Origin of the sequence: Cohaesibacter haloalkalitolerans (assembly GCF_003574655.1) — a bacterium.
GTDB classification, from domain to species: Bacteria; Pseudomonadota; Alphaproteobacteria; order Rhizobiales; family Cohaesibacteraceae; genus Cohaesibacter; species Cohaesibacter haloalkalitolerans.
The window spans coordinates 756802-773520 of the sequence record NZ_QNUM01000001.1 but is presented as its reverse complement, the minus strand read 5'-3'; the positions used below and the strand labels follow the sequence as shown (position 1 = coordinate 773520).

The following is a 16719-nucleotide window of genomic DNA, read 5'->3' as shown; positions in this document are numbered from 1 at the left end:
ACCTGCGGCTACCCCATTGCCGCAAGCCAATATCAGGAATACCAGAAAAGGGCCGCTCGCGGCCCTTTTTTGTGTTATGTGTCTCGCAACGCTTGCACTTTGCATTATATGTTATAATGTAACATCCCCGCATCGACCCATTATCAGTCAAGATTGAACGCTCGTGACTCATTCCGACCCCCTACTCGCTGGAACCGACATATCGGTCCGCGCTGACGGCAAGACCTTGCTGGACAACGTCTCCGTTTCGGTGAGTGCAAATGAAATTGTAACGATCATCGGCCCCAACGGCGGTGGCAAGACGACCCTGCTGAAGGCCCTTCTGGGGCTGCTGCCGATCGCCTCCGGAACCGTCAAGCGCAAGAAAAAGCTCAATCTGGGCTATGTGCCGCAAAAGCTGGTCATCGACAGGACCCTGCCCCTGACAGTCAAGCGGCTGATGCAACTGACCGGCCGCTATTCCCACGACCGGATCATCGCCGCTCTCGGTGAAACCGGTGTGGCGCACAAGATCAACGACAATATCCACTCCCTTTCCGGCGGCGAGATGCAGCGCGTGCTGCTGGCCCGCGCCATCATCCGCAAACCCGAGCTGATGGTGCTCGACGAACCGGTGCAGGGCGTGGACTATCTGGGCGAGATCGCCCTCTACCAGCTCATCGAAACCATCCGCAACAAATACAACTGCGGCATCCTGCTGGTCTCCCATGACCTGCATATGGTGATGCGCGCCTCCAACCGGGTCATCTGCCTCAACACCCATGTGTGCTGCTCCGGACAGCCGACCGTCGTCGAGCAAAGCCCTGACTATCAGCGCCTGTTCGGCACGCGCGGCCTGCAGACGATGGCTCCTTACGGCCACCGGCACGGCCATTTCCATGATGTCGACCAAGAAGAGTCAGCGCCTCTCGCAGCCACTGCAGGCGGGGAGCCCCATAGCTGCACCGCTGATCATCACCATCACGAAGATCACGAAGGACACCACCATGCTCGATGACTTTTTCATGCGCGCCCTGCTCGGCGGCATCGGCATTGCCCTGGTGTCAGGCCCGCTTGGCTGCTTCATCGTCTGGCGCCGCATGGCCTATTTCGGCGAAACCATGTCTCACGCAGCTCTGCTTGGCATCGCGCTCAGCCTGATGATGGACCTGCTGCCCTTCTGGGGGGTATTTGCCATTTCCATCGCCATTGCGCTGGCGCTCTACGGCCTTGAAAAGCTGGACCGGCTGTCAAGCGATACCCTGCTCGGCATCCTTTCCCACGCCTCCCTGTCCATCGGTCTCATTTCACTCGGCTTCATGGCATGGCTGCGGGTCGATGTCATGACCCTGCTGTTCGGCGACATCCTGTCAATCACCCGCGGCGATCTGGCGCTTATCTGGGGCGGCGGCGTTGTCGTGCTTGGCCTGTTGCTGCTGCACTGGCAGAGCCTGCTGGCCGCCACCGTCAGCAACGACATTGCATCGGCCGAGGGCCTGCCGACACGGCGGGCCAATCTGGTGTTCATCCTCTTGATTGCACTGGTCATCGCAGTGGCCATGAAGCTGATTGGCGCCCTGCTCATCACATCGCTGCTGATCATCCCGGCCGCCAGCGCCAGACAGTTTGCCCGCAGCCCGGAAGCTATGGCCATTCTGGCGGCCTTCATGGCCTGTCTTGCGGCCATTCTGGGGCTGAACATGTCGCTGCTGTGGGATTCAAACCCTGGCCCGTCCATCGTTCTGGGGGCATTTCTGCTGTTCCTGCTGTCGCTGGCAGTGGCCCCACTGGCACGCGCCCTGCGCACGCGATGAGCCATGCGCTCCCCGGTCAGCCGGGGAGCCGATCAGCCTTTCTTGCCGCCGAACAGCATGTCCTTGGAGGCCAGCACGGCACCACAGGTGATCAGCAGCGCTGCCGCGCCGATGATCACGGTGAAATCGGAGATACCGGCAAGGATCAGCAGCCCCGTGGAGAGCAGCGGAGCAGCATAGGCTGACGCCCCCAGCACCTGAATGTCACCATGCTTGACACCATAGTCCCAGACATAGAAGGCTCCGCCCGCTGGCCCAAGCCCCAACCCGATGGTCGCCAGCCATTGCAGCGGCGTATCCGGCCAGACCGTCGTCTCGAACAGCAGATGCGCCACACCACTCAAAGCCGCAGCGACAAAGCAGAAGCCGACGACAATGTCGGTCGGCACATTGGCAAAGCGCCGCGACAGCACCGAATAGCTCGACCACACCAGCGCGGCAAACAGCGCGGCGGCATAGCCGGTGAGGTATTGCGGCTCAATCGAAATCGACCGCCCCTTGGAGACCACCAGCACTGCACCGGCCAGACCGAGCAGCGCGCCCCCGGCGTGGAACCAGCGCAGCCGCTCCCCGGGCAGGAATGATGAAAAGACCACAATCAGCAGCGGCCAGAGATAGTTCACCAGACCCGCCTCCACTGGCGGTGCCATGCGCAGGGCAAAGTAATAGGCGGCATGGTAGCCGAAAATACCCAGCACCCCCAGGCACCAGACCGGCCACGGCTGCCGCAGCGCCCGGATAGCTCCGGGGCGACGGATCCAGCTCAAAAGCCCCACCAGTCCGCCGACCACAAACGACAGGGCGGTCAGCTGGAACGGCGGCACCGTTCCGCTCCACACCGTGAAGACAGCAAGAAGCGACCACATCAGGATGGCGGAAAAGCCGATCAACGTTGCAATGAGGCGGGGGGACATGAAAGCTCCGATATGCTTGAAGTCGTGTTGGCGAGACGCCGTTTTGGCTTGTTCCCTTGGCGAACGCCACAGCAAAAACAAAAATGCTGCAGAAGAAAAGCTCCTGCAGCTTGTTATCAAACGATTTTTAGGCAATGGCTAAAATTTAGCCATTCGCGATATACTGACCGCCGTTGATCGTCATCACCGAGCCGGTAATGAAGGCCGCCTGCTCGGATGCCAGGAAGGCAACCATGGCTGCAATTTCTTCAGCCTGCCCCAGCCGACCGACCGGGATGTTGGCCACAATGCTCTCCAGCACCTTTTCCGGCACCGCAGACACCATGTCCGTATCGATGTAGCCCGGGCAGATGCAGTTGACCGTAATCCCCTTGCGGGCCACTTCCTGGGCCAGCGCCTTGGTGAAGCCGATGACCCCGGCCTTGGCCGCCGAATAGTTGGTCTGGCCCATCTGCCCCTTCTGACCATTGATCGACGAGATATTGATGATCCGCCCATGGCCCCGTGCCCGCATCTCGTCGATGATTGGCTTGGTCATGTAATACATCGAGTTGAGGTTGACATTGATGACCTCGTGCCACTGGTCCAGCTCCATCTTGTGCAGCATGCTGTCCCGCGTGATACCGGCGTTGTTGACCACGATGTCGATGATCCCCAGATCCTGCTCGACCTGCTTGAGGCCAGCCTGACAGGCCTCGAAATTGCCGACATCCCACTTGTAGGCCTTGATGCCGGTGCGTTCGGTGAAAGCCCGCGCACTTTCGTCATTGCCACCATAGTTGGCAGCAACAAAGAAACCAGCCTCCTTCAGGGCGATGCAGATTGCCTCGCCTATTCCTCTTGTCCCGCCCGTTACGACTGCAACCTTGGACATGCTCTCTCTCCCCTCTATAAAACCGATGTCCGTCCCCCTCTCTGGATCGGACCGGTTCCTCCACCTCGGATCTCATTTGCCGGTGACCAGATGTCACCCTGAGCAGAGCAGCAGGTCTGTCCCATGTTGTTCTTCTGTGGTCACAGAAAGCTGCCCGGCCATTCTACTGTCCATTCTGGTCCACCTCGGCAGCATGGTTATCCACGTGCCGGCACAAACCCCGTTGCAACGATGTCAATTTCTTGCGAACAGACGGAGCGGGGAAGGTCTCGTTTGCCTTCTGCCCCCGGACCGTATCACCCGCCAACTATTTTGCAGCGCAGAACCGGAATTGGCGCCCCGGCCCTTATTGCAGCGCAACAAAATTGCTATTGAAGCCAGATCCCGACAAGAATTTGGTTCACTGAAAATCGTTTAGAAATAGGCAGGGAGTCAATTAAGCCATGGGCCTAATCTGAAAGACCTATAAATTAGACTTGCCTTAATACTGGCCTTATTACTAGCCAGAGCAATCTTTTGCACTTGCTAAAAGGATAGGTAGCAAGCTCTTGGCAATGCAGCATGAACCCAGTAAGTTATAGCCAACAGCAAACAGCGTTCCAGCAGCAACAGCTCTGGCCCGACTGCAACTATGCTCATTTATACGAGGCCTTGTAACCATGACAAAACAAGCGGATCAAACTGTCATCAAGAAATATGCGAACCGCAGATTGTACAACACCGGCACCAGCACCTATGTGACGCTGGAAGACCTCTCGGAGATGGTCAAGGCAGAAGAGGATTTCGTGGTCTATGACGCCAAGAGCGGCGAGGACATCACCCGCTCCGTCCTGACGCAAATCATTTTCGAACATGAGAACAAGGGGCAGAACCTGCTGCCCATCGCCTTCCTCAGACAGCTCATCCGTTTCTATGGCGATTCCATGCAGAATCTGGTGCCGAGCTACCTTGACTTCACCATGCAGAATCTCGCCAAGGATCAGGAAAACCTGCGCAAGAAGATGGCCGAGTCCTTCGGTGATTCGGCCATGGAAGCCATGGAAGAACAGGTCCGGCGCAACTCCGAAATCTTTGAAAACGCCATGAAGATGTTCATGCCCTTCGGCTCGCCTCCCCCCAAGCGCAAGAAGGAGCCGGAACCGGCCAAGCCGAGCGAACTGGAAGTGCTGAAAGACCAGATTGCCGACATGCAGAAAGCCATTTCCGAGCTGGTCAACCGCAGCAACGGCAACTGAAGACACAAGCTTTCGGGGACAGGGCTGGCAACAATGCCCTGCCCGGTCCGAATGTCACGCCAATCTAGTTGCTGGTGGGAAAATCAGGTTTTCTCTTGCTGTTGGCCTGTGATCCGTCGTGTAGCCAGGGCAAGTCCTTGACCGGTTCGCCAAAATGGAAGCCCTGTAGATAGGAAATCTTCAGGGGTTTCAACAGATCGGCAACCTCGGCGCTGACCACCCATTTGGCCACCACCTCGAAACCCAGCTCGTCCGCCAGCTCGGCAAACATCCGCACGATGGCACGATTCTGGGCATTCTCAGCAATGTCATGCATCAGCGAGCCGGCGATTTTGACCATGTCGGCCCCCAGCTTCTGCAGATTTTGGAATGAAGTATATCCCGCGCCGAAGTCATCAATGGCAACCTTGACGCCGAGTTCCTTGACCGCCCTGACGAACTGCTCTGCGGTTTCCTGATTGTCGAGGGTGGCCCGCTCGGAAATCTCGACGACCAGCCGCCGTGCCACATCCGGGTTGCTGACCAGCCGGGCGGTCAGATAGTTGATCCATTCCCGGTCGGCTCCGACATCAGGGGACACATTGATCGACAGCCGGGCCTGCTCATGGGTAAACAGCAGATCAAGCGCCATTTCCAGCACCCGATGATCCAACATCCCCGCAAGCCCGAGCGTTTCGGCAAATTCAACAAAACTGTTGGCAGGAATGGTCTCACCGTCGCGCCCTTCCACCCGCACCAGCGCCTCATGGAAGGCAACAGCACCTGTCTTGGCCTCGACAACCGGCTGGAAGGCCAGCTCGATCCGTCGCTCGTTGAGCGCCGTGATCACCTCATCGGCCATCTGGATTTTCTTCTGGCGTTCTTCCAGTGCAAACGGCTTGGCGTGGAAAGACCGGAAGGTGCCTCGGCAATGGCTCTTGGCCCGGTCGAGCGCGTCCAGCGCACAGATCTCAGCCTGCCTCAGATCCGAAACAGCCTCACCCAGATGCACACCACCCATCGTCAGGGTCACATGCACCGGTCCTGCGTCGGTGATGATCAGTTCCTCGCGCGCCGCATCGAGAAAACGCTCCGCGGCCGCCGTCATTTCCTTTTCGGTGCAATGGTTGATCAGAATGCCGAACTTGGTGCCGGAGATCCGCCCCACCAGATCGCCATCGCGCAGGCGCCGCGAAATCCGCCGCGCCACTTCGCAGATCACCTGATCGGCCACCTCGAAGCCATAGGCCTCGTTGACGACACGGAAATTGTCGATATGGGCAATCAGGAAACAGGCGTCCTTGCCCTTATCCCGGCATTGCTCGATCGTCTGCAACAGCTGATCCAGAAAGACCGAGCGGTTGAACAGCCCTGTCAGGGCATCGAACTGCGAAAGAAAGCGCAGCCGCTGCTCCCGGAGCTGCTGTTCATCGACCACCCGGATGATGCCATGCACCCGTTCGGCCCGCCCCATGGCGTCGGAAAACCAGCGCCCGCTTTCCTCAACCCACAGGCGCAGCTCATTTTCAAAGCCCAGAGGCGCCAGACAATAAATGCACTCGAATGGCACCCCCTGCCCGTCGTCGCTCTTGCCCGAGCCGAAAATGGCCTTGTAGCGCCCGGTCAACGTGTCCGGGGTGATCAGATCTGTATAGGACTTGCCATTGGGGAAAACGGAGAGGATATCGGTCTTGAGGACGTCAAACGCATTGTTGCTCCAGCGCAAACGGTCTGTCGCCGCCTGCCATTCATACACCACCTCGCCGATGGACGTCAGAATGTCCCGTGCCTTGATGTCCGGTTTCGATCGGGAAGATGACGTTTCCAACCCGCACAGCCTCTCTGCCTGTTCATGACTGACAGCGCGTCAGACATGCCATTGCTTCGTAAGTGAATCCCACCAGTTCCGTCCATCCCGGCCTGAGACAAGCACATCGGGAATCGAACAGAAAGCCCCAGACGCAGTTTGGCGCCAACATGGTTAATTTTTGCCAAACTTGACGCCATCAAAGCAAGCCATCCACCGCGCCCAAATTCTTAACAGAGTCTTAACGACTGGCCCGCTTCTTGCAAAAATTCCCCTGTAAGACAGAAAAAACAAAAATTTTGTCTCAAAACGAGACAATTACAGGGAAGGCATCGATCATGTCTGGCTTGAAAGTCGTACCGGCACACTACAGTCCCGCGGGTTCCACGCCACGTTTCCAGTTGCTTTTGACCGACGGGCGCGATCAGGCCCAGCGGATAGAAAATGTGCCAGAAACACAAGTCGTCGCAGCCCCGGTTCCCGCTGCCCTGCAATATGCAGCCAGTCAGCAGGCCTACATTCAGGCCCAGATCCTGAGCAGCGAGTTCAATCGCATACCGCGTCGCTACAGCGCCGTGCGCAACGCACGCGAAGCAGCCCGTGCCTATGGGCAGGCCCGCCGTCGCCCACAGGCCGTTGCCGACATGCCGGTTCAGAGAAGCGTGGTATGAGGCTCATCAAGGCCTGTGTAGAAATGGCACAGCTGGCGCAGGCTCAATAGCCGATAGCCAGCCCGTCCTTGCGCGAATCGGAAGCCGCGCAATAGCCCCCGCCATCCCGTATGATTTCAATCACTTGACCACCGCCATGCGGCATTCTTGCCCGTTGCATGACATGCCCTTTGGCAGCCAGCGACGCATAGGCCTGATCCGACAGCCCCAGTTCGGCAGCGATCTGCCCGTCCTCATTCCAGAACAGCCGCTCGCAATCGAGCGCCTCCTGTGGGTCCATGCCATAGTCAACCATGTTGACGATGACCTGCGCGTGGCCCTGCGCCTGATAGGCCCCTCCCATCACGCCGAACGACAGCCACACCTTGCCATCCTTCATGGCCATGGCAGGAATGATGGTGTGCAGCGGTCGCTTGCCGCCATCAATGCAGTTGGGATGGCTAGGATCGACCACAAAACAGGCTCCACGGTTCTGCAACAAGACCCCGCTCCTATCGGTGCAGATCTGGGCACCAAAGCCGCAATAGACCGAGTTGATAAAGGAAACAGCCCGCCCTTCGCTGTCGGCAACTGTTAAGTAAACTGTGTCAGATTGGGACGGAACAACCGATGGCAACGCCGCATTGCGCCTGTCCGGCGAGATGCTGCCGGCCAGATTTCTGGCATAGGCCGCCGACACCAGGGTCTCCACGTCGACCTGCATATGCTCCGGCGAGGCAATATGGGCATCGCGCATGGCATAGGCCAGCCGCCCGGCCTCCAGTTGCAGGTGATGGCGTTCGGCCCCATGCGGATCGAGCGCCGCCATGTCGAATTGCTCGAGGATCTTCAACAGCGTAAGCGCCGTGATCCCTTGTCCGTTTGGCGGCAGCTCCGCCACCTTGACCCCGCGATAGGATGCAAACACCGGCGTTACCGGATCACAACTGACACCAGCCAGATCCGCCTCGGTCAGCAAACCACCATAACTCTGGACAAGACTGGCAATTTCAGCCGCGATCTCTCCCTTGTAGAAAGCATCCGTCCCCCCTTCGGCAACCTTGCGCAGGGTCTCGCCCAGCGCCGGCAGGGAATAGCGCTCGCCAACCCGGGGTGCCCTGCCATCGATGAGATAGTGACGGCAGGCCCCCGGATCCTTCAGCAGATCCGCCGCGAGTTCGGCCCAGTCCGTTGCCACACGCGGCGTCGTCAGCACGCCACGTCGGGCATAATCGATAGCCGGTGCCAGAACCGCATCGAACCCCAGCCGTCCATGAGTGCTGACCAGATGCTCCCAGCATTTGAGAGCCCCCGGCACCGTCACCGCATGGATGCTGTCATCGGCAATTTGGGTGATGCCACGCTCAAGAAACCACTCGGTCCTGGCGGCGGCCGCCGCCCGCCCGGAGCCGTTGTAGCCAAAGATCTGTCCATCCGCCTCGGCGACAATGGTAAAACAGTCTCCGCCGATCCCGGTCATGTGCGGCTCGACGACACCGAGCACAGCGCTGGCGGCCACCGCAGCATCGACCGCATTGCCCCCCTGCTTGAGGATGGAAAGCGCCACCGCGCTGGCAATCGGATGAGACGTGGCGCAAGCGCCCTGTTCAGCATAGACCGGAGAGCGTCCCGGAAACTGGAAATTGCGCATGGAACGTCTCCTTGCCGTTTGTTTGCCCATGATGGAATGGCGCTGCCGCGTTCAGGAAGATCAGACGTGAGTGCCCGGCCCGAAGGTCACGTCGCGGCGCGCGCCGCTGATGGTCACCGAATATCCGGCAATCACGTCCACCAGCGAAATGACCATCAGGATGAAGAACACAGACGTCGCCGTCTCCCGCACCAAGAGGAACTCGACCAGATAGACGATAAACAGCAAGGTGGAGAGGATGTGATCGACAATCGAGTTGATCCCGGTCCGGGTCGCCTTGAGAATCTCGATGAACAGCAGCACCAGCGCTGCAACAATCATCACATCCCCCAGCGTCAGGGTCCAGCGGGCCGACGATATCATCTCGATGGTAATGATCGGCACGCTCCACGGGTCACCAAGCGAGCCACCAAGCAGCCCGAAGGCAAAGAAATTGTAGACAGCCAGAGGCGCAATCAAGAGCGGAATATTGAACAGCATTTCGGTTCTCCCTGCGGCTAGGCGCTTGGTGCGCAGACATTTCACCTGGCTAGAGGCCGCCGGTCTCAAAGACCACAGCAAGGCCCGCCCGACAGTCGCCTTTTGAATATCAAGTGAGCAGATCAGGCTTCAGGTAGCCGGACAGACAATAGATTTGGCTTGTGACCAGATTTTGAAACGGGGTCATCTTCGGACATGCGTGCCGATTTGCCAACGCAAAAAACCCGTCTCCTTCACAGAAAATGCGCATAAAAAAAGGCCGGACGAAGTCCGACCTTTTCTTAAATTTCATCGTCATGAAGCGAAGAAACCAGCCCGTGAAGGCTTAGTCTTTCGGCTCCAGAATCTGACGACCACGATACATGCCGGTCTTCAGGTCGATATGATGAGGACGGCGCAGTTCGCCAGAATCCTTGTCTTCGACATAGACCGACTGCTTGAGCGCGTCCGCAGAGCGGCGGAAGCCACGCTTCATACGGGTCACTTTACTTTTTGGCACAGCCATGGTCAAAACTCCGTCGTCAATAAACCGCAGATCGGGGAAGCCCCGTTCGCGGGTACAACTCTACTGTAAGAGATTGGGGGCCTTATACAGAACCGGAACGCACTTGACCAGAGCAATCTTTCAAAAAAAGACCGCTTTTACGAGATTCTTTGATCAAACTGCGTCACTTGCCACTTTTCTTATCCCAACCGGTTGAAAATTCAACCCCCTTTTCACGAGAATCGCTCTCAACCATCACTCAGCCACCATCAGGTGCAGATAAGCGAGCTGGTAAAAACGCCCCCCTCCTTTCACACAAAACCAGCCAGATGGGCGGCCAGCAGGCGGATGTTGGGTTCGAAGGCAGACTTCTTGCGCCAGATGATGGCCAGTTCCCGCTCGGCGGGCTGTTCCGCCAACGGACGGAGAGCAATGTCGAGCCCGTCGACAAGCCCGGTCTGCAGGGCGATCTCGGGCAACAGCGTCACACCAAGGCCATTCGCGACCATCTGTACGATGGTAATGAGGCTGGTTGCCTCGATATGCTCCGCCCCGCTCTCACGCGACCGCCGGGCTGCATTGCTCAGATCCAGACAGGAGAGGATGTGGTCCCGAATGCAGTGACCGTCTTCAAGCAGAATGAGCGCCTCATCCTGCAGTGCCGCTGACGAGACAGTTTCATGGGCAGCCAGTGGATGGTCCTGCGGCAAAGCGACGCGAAAGCCATCATAGCCAAGGCTCAGGCTGGAAAAATCCTCGATCGGATAAGGCAGAGCCAGCACCGCCGCATCCAGACGACCGGCCCTCACATCCTCCAGCAACTGGCGGGACAATGCCTCGCGCAGATAGAGCTTGAGCTCGGGGAAATCCTTGCGCAGCCCCGGCAGGGCACGGGGCAAAAGAAAGGGACCGATCGAGGGTATCACCCCAAGGCGCAAACGGCCAGCCAGCGGACTGTTGTGGCGCTGGGCGACAGCCATCAGGTCATCGGTGTCCCTGAGAAGTCCTTGCGCCCGTTCAAGAATTTCGCTTCCGAGCACGGTCAGGCGAAAGCGGTCGCTCTCCCTGTCCACAACAGTCACCTGAAGAATCTCTTCCAGTTGCCGGATCCCTGCACTCAACGTGGATTGGGAAACAAGGCAGGCCTTTGCCGCCTCACGGAAGGACTTCTTTTCAGCCAGAGTGCACAGATACTGCAGTTGTCTAAGAGTTGGCCGGATGGTCATTGTGTCAGGCCGCGCAGGACGGTTCCCCAGTTCGAGAAAATTGCATACGTTTATATACTATGATCGAAAAAATCGATTGGCAAATTCGAAATTTGATGTTTGCACCTCTATCCAAAATATGGTTCAAAGGGCTCACGAAATTTGAATAATTCTAAACTGGGCTTCCTCCCATGAGGTCCAAACATTGGAGAGACAACATGCTTGGCATTGGTGATAAACTTCCTGAATTTTCCGTAACCGGCGTAAAGCCCGGCTTTAACGAAATCGTAGAAGACGGCGTGGAAGCCTTCGAAACCCTTACCGAAAAGAGCTTTGAAGGCAAATGGAAGGTGATCTTCTTCTACCCGAAAGACTTCACCTTTGTCTGCCCGACCGAAATCGCTGAATTCGCTCGTCTGAACGGAGAATTCGAAGACCGTGACGCTGTCGTCATGGGCGGTTCCACCGACAACGAATTCGTCAAGCTCGCATGGCGCCGCGATCATCCGGATCTCAACAAGCTGCCGATCTGGAGCTTTGCCGACACCCGCGGTGATCTGGTCGACGGCCTTGGCATCCGCCATCCGGACGGCGTAGCCTACCGCTACACCTATGTTGTCGATCCGGACAACACCATCCAGCACGTCTATGCAACCAACCTCAACGTTGGCCGCAACCCGAAAGACACCCTGCGTGTTCTCGATGCACTGCAGACAGACGAACTGTGCCCATGCAACCGCGAAATCGGCGGTGCAACACTGGTCGGCTAATTGGCCGGACGCATTTCCGGGCGGGCCTTCGGGCCCTCCCACCCTTTCCTGCCGACAGGCCCTCTCACTTTCACAGCCCACAGACAGCCACCAGCGACGGCCATTGGACGATGGCACCTGGCGCGGGGACGAAGCTGTCTGATCCGATAACTGACCACAGCGACCCTCAGTCAGAAAGACAATTGCAATGACCATCGACAGCCTCAAATCCCAGATGCCAGAATTTGCCAAGGACGTGAAACTGAACCTGTCCAACATCGCTGGTGACGAAAGCCTCTCCGAACAGCAGAAATACGGCCTGATGGTCGCCTGCGCCATTGCCACACGCAACCCGGTCATCCGCGAAGCCTTCATCGCGGAAGCCGCCGACAAGCTTTCCGCCGAAGCCATGACAGCAGCCAAGGGCGCGGCCACCATGATGGGCATGAACAACGTCTACTACCGTTTCGTTCATCTGGCTTCCAACAAGGAATATGCCTCCCTGCAGGCCAAGCTGCGCATGAATTTCATCGGCCGTCCGGGCGTTGACAAGGTCGACTTCGAGCTCTGGAGCCTCGCCGTTTCCGCCATCAACGGCTGCGGCATGTGCATCGACTCCCACGAAGCCGTGCTGCGTCAGGGTGGCATGACCTCCGAACAGATCCAGACTGCGATTCGCTTTGCTGCCATCATCCAGTCTGCAGCCATTGCTCTGGAAGCCGCCTGATCTCCAATCGGCACTCAGACAAGCAGCCCCGACAACGGAAAACCGCGCCCGTTGTCGGGGCTTTTTCATGTCTGGTTCATGTCTAGACCATTTTGACTGTGCACAGCCGCGCGCACGACCTTCAGCCCTCGCCATATGGGGCTATGCTCTCCCAGACGGCTCGTCAGGCGGGCTGTCACGCCATTCCGCCAGCTCAACAGAAGTTGACACAGTACCACTATTGTTTTCGCATGGCGCAGCGGGTAAAACCGCTTCAATAGCATGAGAAGACCGCCGCCTGTGCTCGCTTCTGCGAGACGGCGTGGTTCAACAGGGTCAAGAAGGTTCAGCACATGATGTCGTCACCATCAGCACAGCCGCAAACGATCGAGACACGTCTGAAGGCCTGTGCCGAAGAGGTGGCGCAGAAGCTGGAGCGGCTACTGTCCGACGACCCCAGAGGTGCCGAGCAATATCGCCCGCCACGGCTGCTTGCGGCCATGCGTCATGGCGTGCTGAACGGTGGCAAGCGCATTCGCCCCTTCCTGATGATCGAGACGGCAAAATTGCTGAGTTATGAACACCCCGGCGTACTGCGGGCCGCCTGCGCACTGGAATGCGTGCACAGCTACAGCCTGATCCATGACGATCTTCCGGCCATGGACGACGACGACCTGCGTCGCGGCAAGCCGACGGTGCATGTGGCCTTTGACGAAGCGACGGCCATTCTGGCTGGCGACAGCCTGTTGACCATCGCCTTCGACATCATGGCCGACGAGAAAACCCACTACAAGGCTGAGGTTCGTGCAGAGCTCGTCCGGGGCCTCGCCCAGAATGCCGGTATCGGCGGCATGGCCGGAGGCCAGTGCCTCGACATCGCCTCTGAAGGCAAAAGCATCACCGAGGGAGAAATCCGCCAGCTTGAACAGATGAAAACAGGGGCCCTTCTGCGCTTCGCCTGCGAGGCGGGGGCCATGCTGGCCGAGGCCAGCCCCAAGGAACGCGCAGCGGTCACCCGCTTTGGCACCATCATCGGCCTTGCCTTCCAGCTGGCAGATGATCTTCTGGATGTAACCGCCACCTCAGCCCAGTTGGGCAAGACCGCGGGCAAGGACCAGAAGGCAGAGAAAGCCACACTCGTCAGCCTGCACGGCATCGAGGCCACCCGCGCTGAACTGAAGACCCTCATCGAGGAAGCCGAATCCCTGCTCGCCCCGTTCGGCCACCGGGCCGCAACGCTCGCCGCAACCGCCCGCTTTATCGCTGAACGCAAGAGCTGATCAGACGCACAGGGTCAGGCCTCGGCGTGAAACCAGAAACAGAGTGAAAACCGGATCAAAGGCTCGACCAGCAACTTGGCCCAGCAACTGGGGCCAGCGACTGGGGCCAGCGCCTCACCCCCTAGGCTTGACCGAAGCGCTTCTCGATATAGTCGAGCACCATCTGGTGGAAATCCTCGGCGATATTGGCTCCGCGCAGGGTCGCCACCTTTTCACCGTCCACAAATACCGGCGCTGAAGGCGACTCACCGGTCCCGGGCAGGGAAATGCCAATATCGGCATGTTTGGATTCGCCCGGCCCGTTGACGATACAGCCCATCACGGCAACATTGAGCGCCTCGACGCCGGGGTATTTCTCACGCCAGACCGGCATATTTTCCCGAATGTCATTCTGGATCGCCTGAGCCAGCTCCTGGAACACCGTCGATGTGGTGCGGCCACAACCCGGGCAGGCAGCGACGATGGGAATGAACGAACGGAAGCCCATGCATTGCAGCAGCTCTTGCGCCACCTGCACCTCGCGGGTGCGGTCGCCGCCCGGCTCCGGCGTCAGCGAGACACGGATGGTATCACCAATGCCCTGCTGCAACACCAACCCCATGGACGCAGCCGAGGCCACGATACCCTTGGTGCCCATGCCCGCCTCGGTCAGCCCCAGATGCAAGGCATAATCGGAACGGCGCGACAACTCGGTGTTGACGGCAATCAGGTCCTGCACCTGCGAAACCTTGGCCGAGAGAATGATCTTGTCAGCCCCCATGCCCAGCTCTTCGGCCCGTTCGGCAGACAAAAGGGCGGACTGGATGATCGCCTCATGCATGACCTGCTGGGCGGGCAGCGGCGTTGCGCTCACCGAGTTTTCATCCATCAGACGGGTCAACAGCTCCTGATCCAGCGAGCCCCAGTTGACCCCGATCCGCACCGGCTTGTCATAGCGGTTGGCCAGCTCGATAAGGGTCGAAAACTGCTTGTCGCGCTTGTCCTTGAAGCCCACATTGCCCGGATTGATGCGATATTTGTCGAGCGCTTCAGCACAGGCCGGGTTTTCGCTCAGCAGCTTGTGGCCGATATAGTGGAAGTCTCCCACCAGTGGTACATCAATGCCAAGCCGCAACAGGCGTTCCTTGATATGGGGCACGGCCTTTGCCGCCTCGTCCCGGTCCACCGTGATGCGTACCAGCTCGGAGCCTGCCCGGTGAAGGGCGGCCACCTGGGCCACCGTGCTGTCCACGTCGGCCGTATCCGTATTGGTCATGGACTGCACCACGATCGGTTGTCCGCCACCAACGATGACGGACCCGACCTTGACCGCATGGGTCATGCGGCGCGGCAGTGGCGCGGTCAGAAACGGAGACGTTTGAACAGACATCGGCGACAGAAGAGACATGGATCCTCTCTTTTCCGGATGAGCCAGACGGGCCACGACTGGGCCTCTGGTACCGGCGGGACAGATAAGCTGACTTTTATATGGCAAATTGCACTATGGCGCGCAAGATGGCAAAGATAAGGAATGGTGACGGCACACATTGCAAACCCGGCAACGACCAACCAGTTCAAGCATCAGGCAGCTGTGAGACAGCACCGGCAGCCCTTCACATGTCCTCGGCCGCCGTCAGGCATCATTTTGCAATTTCTGGCATTCTTCACAAAGGCCACGGATTTCCATGACCGGTGCATTGGGGCTGAAGCGGGCCTTGCTCGCGATGGTCTCGATCAGCCCGCCAAGGCTTTTCGACTGAAACTCAGCCGCCCGGCCACACTGGTCACAGAGCAGGAAAATTGTCGCCTCATCGTGGCTGTGGTGACCATTGGGGCTTTCGTTACAGGCAACATAGGCGTTGCGGCTCTCGATCCGGTGGATGATGCCGTGCTGCAGGAGAAAATCCAGCGCCCGGTAGATGGAAACAGGCGCCAGCATCGCCTCGCCCTTCTCCTTGCGCTCCTTGTTGAGCTGATTGAGAATGTCATAGGCGCTGGCCGGTACGTGGCTTGCCGCCAGAATACGCAGCACAGACTGACGCTGATCGGTCAGACGCACACCCTTTTCCGCACAGATGGCCTTGGCATCACTGAGGACACGTTCAATGCAGAAGCTGTGGTCATGCGCACTCAGTTCGATCATAGCGGTTCCCTCGTCTCGTCCCGCAGGTGAAAGCTTCTCCCACCAAACACCGGGCTCATTTGACCACCGCCCTGCCTCGATTCGAGAGAACCGGTGGCCATATCTTCTGTACCATGCCCCAAGCCACACCAAAAGTGCGGAAATCCCGGAACCGACCCCTCTTTGGGAAAGACCTGTGCAGTTCATCGCAAACCCGGCGTCGAAGACCCAACTGGCCAGCAAGGCATCTCAACCACATCGGGAGGGCAGGCAAAGAGGGAGTGATCGGACAGCAGCAGAAACCCGTCAGGCGGTCTGGATCTCGGCGATGTTGAGCAGGCTGCGCATGTCCCCTTCCTTGGCGGTCAGGTCTGCCAGCGTATATTTGTCGAGCGCCTTGAGGAAAGATTCCAGCGCATCATTCAGTGCCTGATTGAAATCGCACATCGACAACAGGGGACAATCATAGCTGCCTTCATCAAAGCAGTCTGCCAGATGAAAATTCTCTTCGGCGGCACGAATGATCTGGCCCAGCGTGATTTCAGCAGGCTCCTTGGCCAGCTTCAAACCACCGTTGCGGCCACGGTGCGTGGTGATGAAACCGTTGGACACCAGAATCGGCAGGATCTTGAACAGGTGATATTCAGAAATCCCATAGACCTGGGCGATTTCGCTGACCTTGGCAAATTCATCTTTCTTTGCAGCGCAATACATCAGGATGCGCACAGAATAATTGGCCTGCTGGGTCAGTCTCATAATTTCACCACCTGTCTGTTGGCACACATGAAGTGTACCGCTTGTCTAAGGGAAA

General features: G+C 58.3%; 17 protein-coding genes. 7 read left to right on the top strand and 10 right to left on the bottom strand.

The window, feature by feature from the left end; all coding sequences use genetic code 11:
• The first annotated feature begins 163 nt into the window (after window positions 1-163).
• Together DSL70_RS03300 and DSL70_RS03295 are read left to right on the top strand one after the other, a co-directional pair.
• Window positions 164-997: an ATP-binding cassette domain-containing protein gene (locus tag DSL70_RS03300; RefSeq protein WP_119306433.1), complete on the top strand. Its 834-nt coding sequence runs from the start codon at window positions 164-166 to the stop codon at window positions 995-997.
• Entirely contained in the window at window positions 987-1793 is an 807-nt protein-coding gene (locus DSL70_RS03295; protein ID WP_119306432.1) for a metal ABC transporter permease, read from the top strand. The genes DSL70_RS03300 and DSL70_RS03295 overlap by 11 nt, the downstream gene beginning before the upstream one ends.
• 32 nt (window positions 1794-1825) lie before the next feature.
• Here the strand turns inward: DSL70_RS03295 and yddG are convergent, their stop codons facing one another.
• Both yddG and phbB read right to left on the bottom strand, forming a co-directional pair.
• On the bottom strand, window positions 1826-2707 hold the full coding sequence (gene yddG, locus DSL70_RS03290; RefSeq protein WP_119306431.1) for an aromatic amino acid exporter YddG: 882 nt from the start codon (window positions 2705-2707) through the stop codon (window positions 1826-1828).
• 145 nt (window positions 2708-2852) lie between these two features.
• Window positions 2853-3581 carry an acetoacetyl-CoA reductase gene (gene phbB / locus DSL70_RS03285; protein ID WP_119306430.1) on the bottom strand — a complete coding sequence of 243 codons (729 nt, stop codon included), beginning with the start codon at window positions 3579-3581 and terminating at the stop codon, window positions 2853-2855.
• Between the two features lie 659 nt (window positions 3582-4240).
• Between phbB and phaR the strand changes: the two genes are divergently transcribed.
• Window positions 4241-4816: a polyhydroxyalkanoate synthesis repressor PhaR gene (gene phaR, locus DSL70_RS03280; RefSeq protein ID WP_119306429.1), complete on the top strand. Its 576-nt coding sequence runs from the start codon at window positions 4241-4243 to the stop codon at window positions 4814-4816.
• A 64-nt stretch (window positions 4817-4880) separates the two neighbouring features.
• On the opposite strand, the gene DSL70_RS03275 is transcribed toward phaR, so the two are convergent.
• Window positions 4881-6623 (bottom strand): EAL domain-containing protein, encoded by a 1743-nt coding sequence (locus DSL70_RS03275; RefSeq protein WP_119306428.1) that lies wholly within the window; start codon window positions 6621-6623, stop codon window positions 4881-4883.
• Window positions 6624-6940: 317 nt separating this feature from the next.
• Here DSL70_RS03275 and DSL70_RS03270 point away from each other — a divergent pair, with 317 nt between their 5' ends.
• Complete coding sequence (locus DSL70_RS03270) at window positions 6941-7273, top strand: hypothetical protein (protein ID WP_162916306.1); 333 nt, start codon at window positions 6941-6943, stop codon at window positions 7271-7273.
• Window positions 7274-7316: 43 nt separating this feature from the next.
• Here DSL70_RS03270 and ggt read toward each other — a convergent pair whose 3' ends face one another.
• The 4 genes from ggt to DSL70_RS03250 form a co-directional block, all read right to left on the bottom strand.
• The gene (gene ggt, locus DSL70_RS03265; RefSeq protein ID WP_119306426.1) at window positions 7317-8903 is read right to left on the bottom strand and encodes a gamma-glutamyltransferase; all 1587 of its coding nucleotides are present in this window, start codon (window positions 8901-8903) and stop codon (window positions 7317-7319) included.
• Between the two features lie 60 nt (window positions 8904-8963).
• Window positions 8964-9383, bottom strand: coding sequence for a hypothetical protein (locus DSL70_RS03260; RefSeq protein ID WP_119306425.1), 420 nt, complete (start codon window positions 9381-9383; stop codon window positions 8964-8966).
• Window positions 9384-9708: 325 nt separating this feature from the next.
• Window positions 9709-9888 (bottom strand): 50S ribosomal protein L32, encoded by a 180-nt coding sequence (gene rpmF / locus DSL70_RS03255; protein WP_119306424.1) that lies wholly within the window; start codon window positions 9886-9888, stop codon window positions 9709-9711.
• Window positions 9889-10178: 290 nt separating this feature from the next.
• Window positions 10179-11093, bottom strand: coding sequence for a hydrogen peroxide-inducible genes activator (locus tag DSL70_RS03250; protein WP_119306423.1), 915 nt, complete (start codon window positions 11091-11093; stop codon window positions 10179-10181).
• Between the two features lie 197 nt (window positions 11094-11290).
• Here DSL70_RS03250 and DSL70_RS03245 point away from each other — a divergent pair, with 197 nt between their 5' ends.
• From DSL70_RS03245 to DSL70_RS03235, 3 genes are all read left to right on the top strand, one after another.
• A complete protein-coding gene (locus DSL70_RS03245) occupies window positions 11291-11842 on the top strand; it encodes a peroxiredoxin (RefSeq protein ID WP_119306422.1) in 552 nt (183 codons plus the stop codon).
• A 187-nt stretch (window positions 11843-12029) separates the two neighbouring features.
• Entirely contained in the window at window positions 12030-12548 is a 519-nt protein-coding gene (ahpD, locus tag DSL70_RS03240) for an alkylhydroperoxidase, AhpD family (protein ID WP_119306421.1), read from the top strand.
• Window positions 12549-12883: 335 nt separating this feature from the next.
• Window positions 12884-13807, top strand: a complete 924-nt coding sequence (locus DSL70_RS03235) for a polyprenyl synthetase family protein (RefSeq protein ID WP_119306607.1) — start codon at window positions 12884-12886, stop codon at window positions 13805-13807.
• Window positions 13808-13928: 121 nt separating this feature from the next.
• On the opposite strand, the gene ispG is transcribed toward DSL70_RS03235, so the two are convergent.
• The 3 genes from ispG to DSL70_RS03220 form a co-directional block, all read right to left on the bottom strand.
• Window positions 13929-15176, bottom strand: coding sequence for a flavodoxin-dependent (E)-4-hydroxy-3-methylbut-2-enyl-diphosphate synthase (gene ispG, locus DSL70_RS03230; RefSeq protein WP_119306606.1), 1248 nt, complete (start codon window positions 15174-15176; stop codon window positions 13929-13931).
• A 243-nt stretch (window positions 15177-15419) separates the two neighbouring features.
• On the bottom strand, window positions 15420-15929 hold the full coding sequence (locus DSL70_RS03225; RefSeq protein WP_162916305.1) for a Fur family transcriptional regulator: 510 nt from the start codon (window positions 15927-15929) through the stop codon (window positions 15420-15422).
• Window positions 15930-16214: 285 nt separating this feature from the next.
• The gene (locus DSL70_RS03220; RefSeq protein ID WP_119306419.1) at window positions 16215-16664 is read right to left on the bottom strand and encodes an Rrf2 family transcriptional regulator; all 450 of its coding nucleotides are present in this window, start codon (window positions 16662-16664) and stop codon (window positions 16215-16217) included.
• Window positions 16665-16719 lie beyond the last annotated feature (55 nt).

Bases quoted from the DNA above. Each gene is read 5' to 3' on its own strand.
- DSL70_RS03220 (WP_119306419.1), bottom strand. From the start codon at position 16,664: ATGAGACTGACCCAGCAGGCCAATTATTCTGTGCGCATCCTGATGTAT.
- DSL70_RS03295 (WP_119306432.1), top strand. From the start codon at position 987: ATGCTCGATGACTTTTTCATGCGCGCCCTGCTCGGCGGCATCGGCATT.
- DSL70_RS03270 (WP_162916306.1), top strand. From the start codon at position 6,941: ATGTCTGGCTTGAAAGTCGTACCGGCACACTACAGTCCCGCGGGTTCC.
- ahpD (WP_119306421.1), top strand. From the start codon at position 12,030: ATGACCATCGACAGCCTCAAATCCCAGATGCCAGAATTTGCCAAGGAC.
- yddG (WP_119306431.1), bottom strand. From the start codon at position 2,707: ATGTCCCCCCGCCTCATTGCAACGTTGATCGGCTTTTCCGCCATCCTG.
- phaR (WP_119306429.1), top strand. From the start codon at position 4,241: ATGACAAAACAAGCGGATCAAACTGTCATCAAGAAATATGCGAACCGC.
- DSL70_RS03225 (WP_162916305.1), bottom strand. From the start codon at position 15,929: ATGATCGAACTGAGTGCGCATGACCACAGCTTCTGCATTGAACGTGTC.
- DSL70_RS03235 (WP_119306607.1), top strand. From the start codon at position 12,884: ATGTCGTCACCATCAGCACAGCCGCAAACGATCGAGACACGTCTGAAG.
- ggt (WP_119306426.1), bottom strand. From the start codon at position 8,903: ATGCGCAATTTCCAGTTTCCGGGACGCTCTCCGGTCTATGCTGAACAG.
- ispG (WP_119306606.1), bottom strand. From the start codon at position 15,176: ATGTCTGTTCAAACGTCTCCGTTTCTGACCGCGCCACTGCCGCGCCGC.
- phbB (WP_119306430.1), bottom strand. From the start codon at position 3,581: ATGTCCAAGGTTGCAGTCGTAACGGGCGGGACAAGAGGAATAGGCGAG.
- rpmF (WP_119306424.1), bottom strand. From the start codon at position 9,888: ATGGCTGTGCCAAAAAGTAAAGTGACCCGTATGAAGCGTGGCTTCCGC.
- DSL70_RS03260 (WP_119306425.1), bottom strand. From the start codon at position 9,383: ATGCTGTTCAATATTCCGCTCTTGATTGCGCCTCTGGCTGTCTACAAT.
- DSL70_RS03245 (WP_119306422.1), top strand. From the start codon at position 11,291: ATGCTTGGCATTGGTGATAAACTTCCTGAATTTTCCGTAACCGGCGTA.
- DSL70_RS03250 (WP_119306423.1), bottom strand. From the start codon at position 11,093: ATGACCATCCGGCCAACTCTTAGACAACTGCAGTATCTGTGCACTCTG.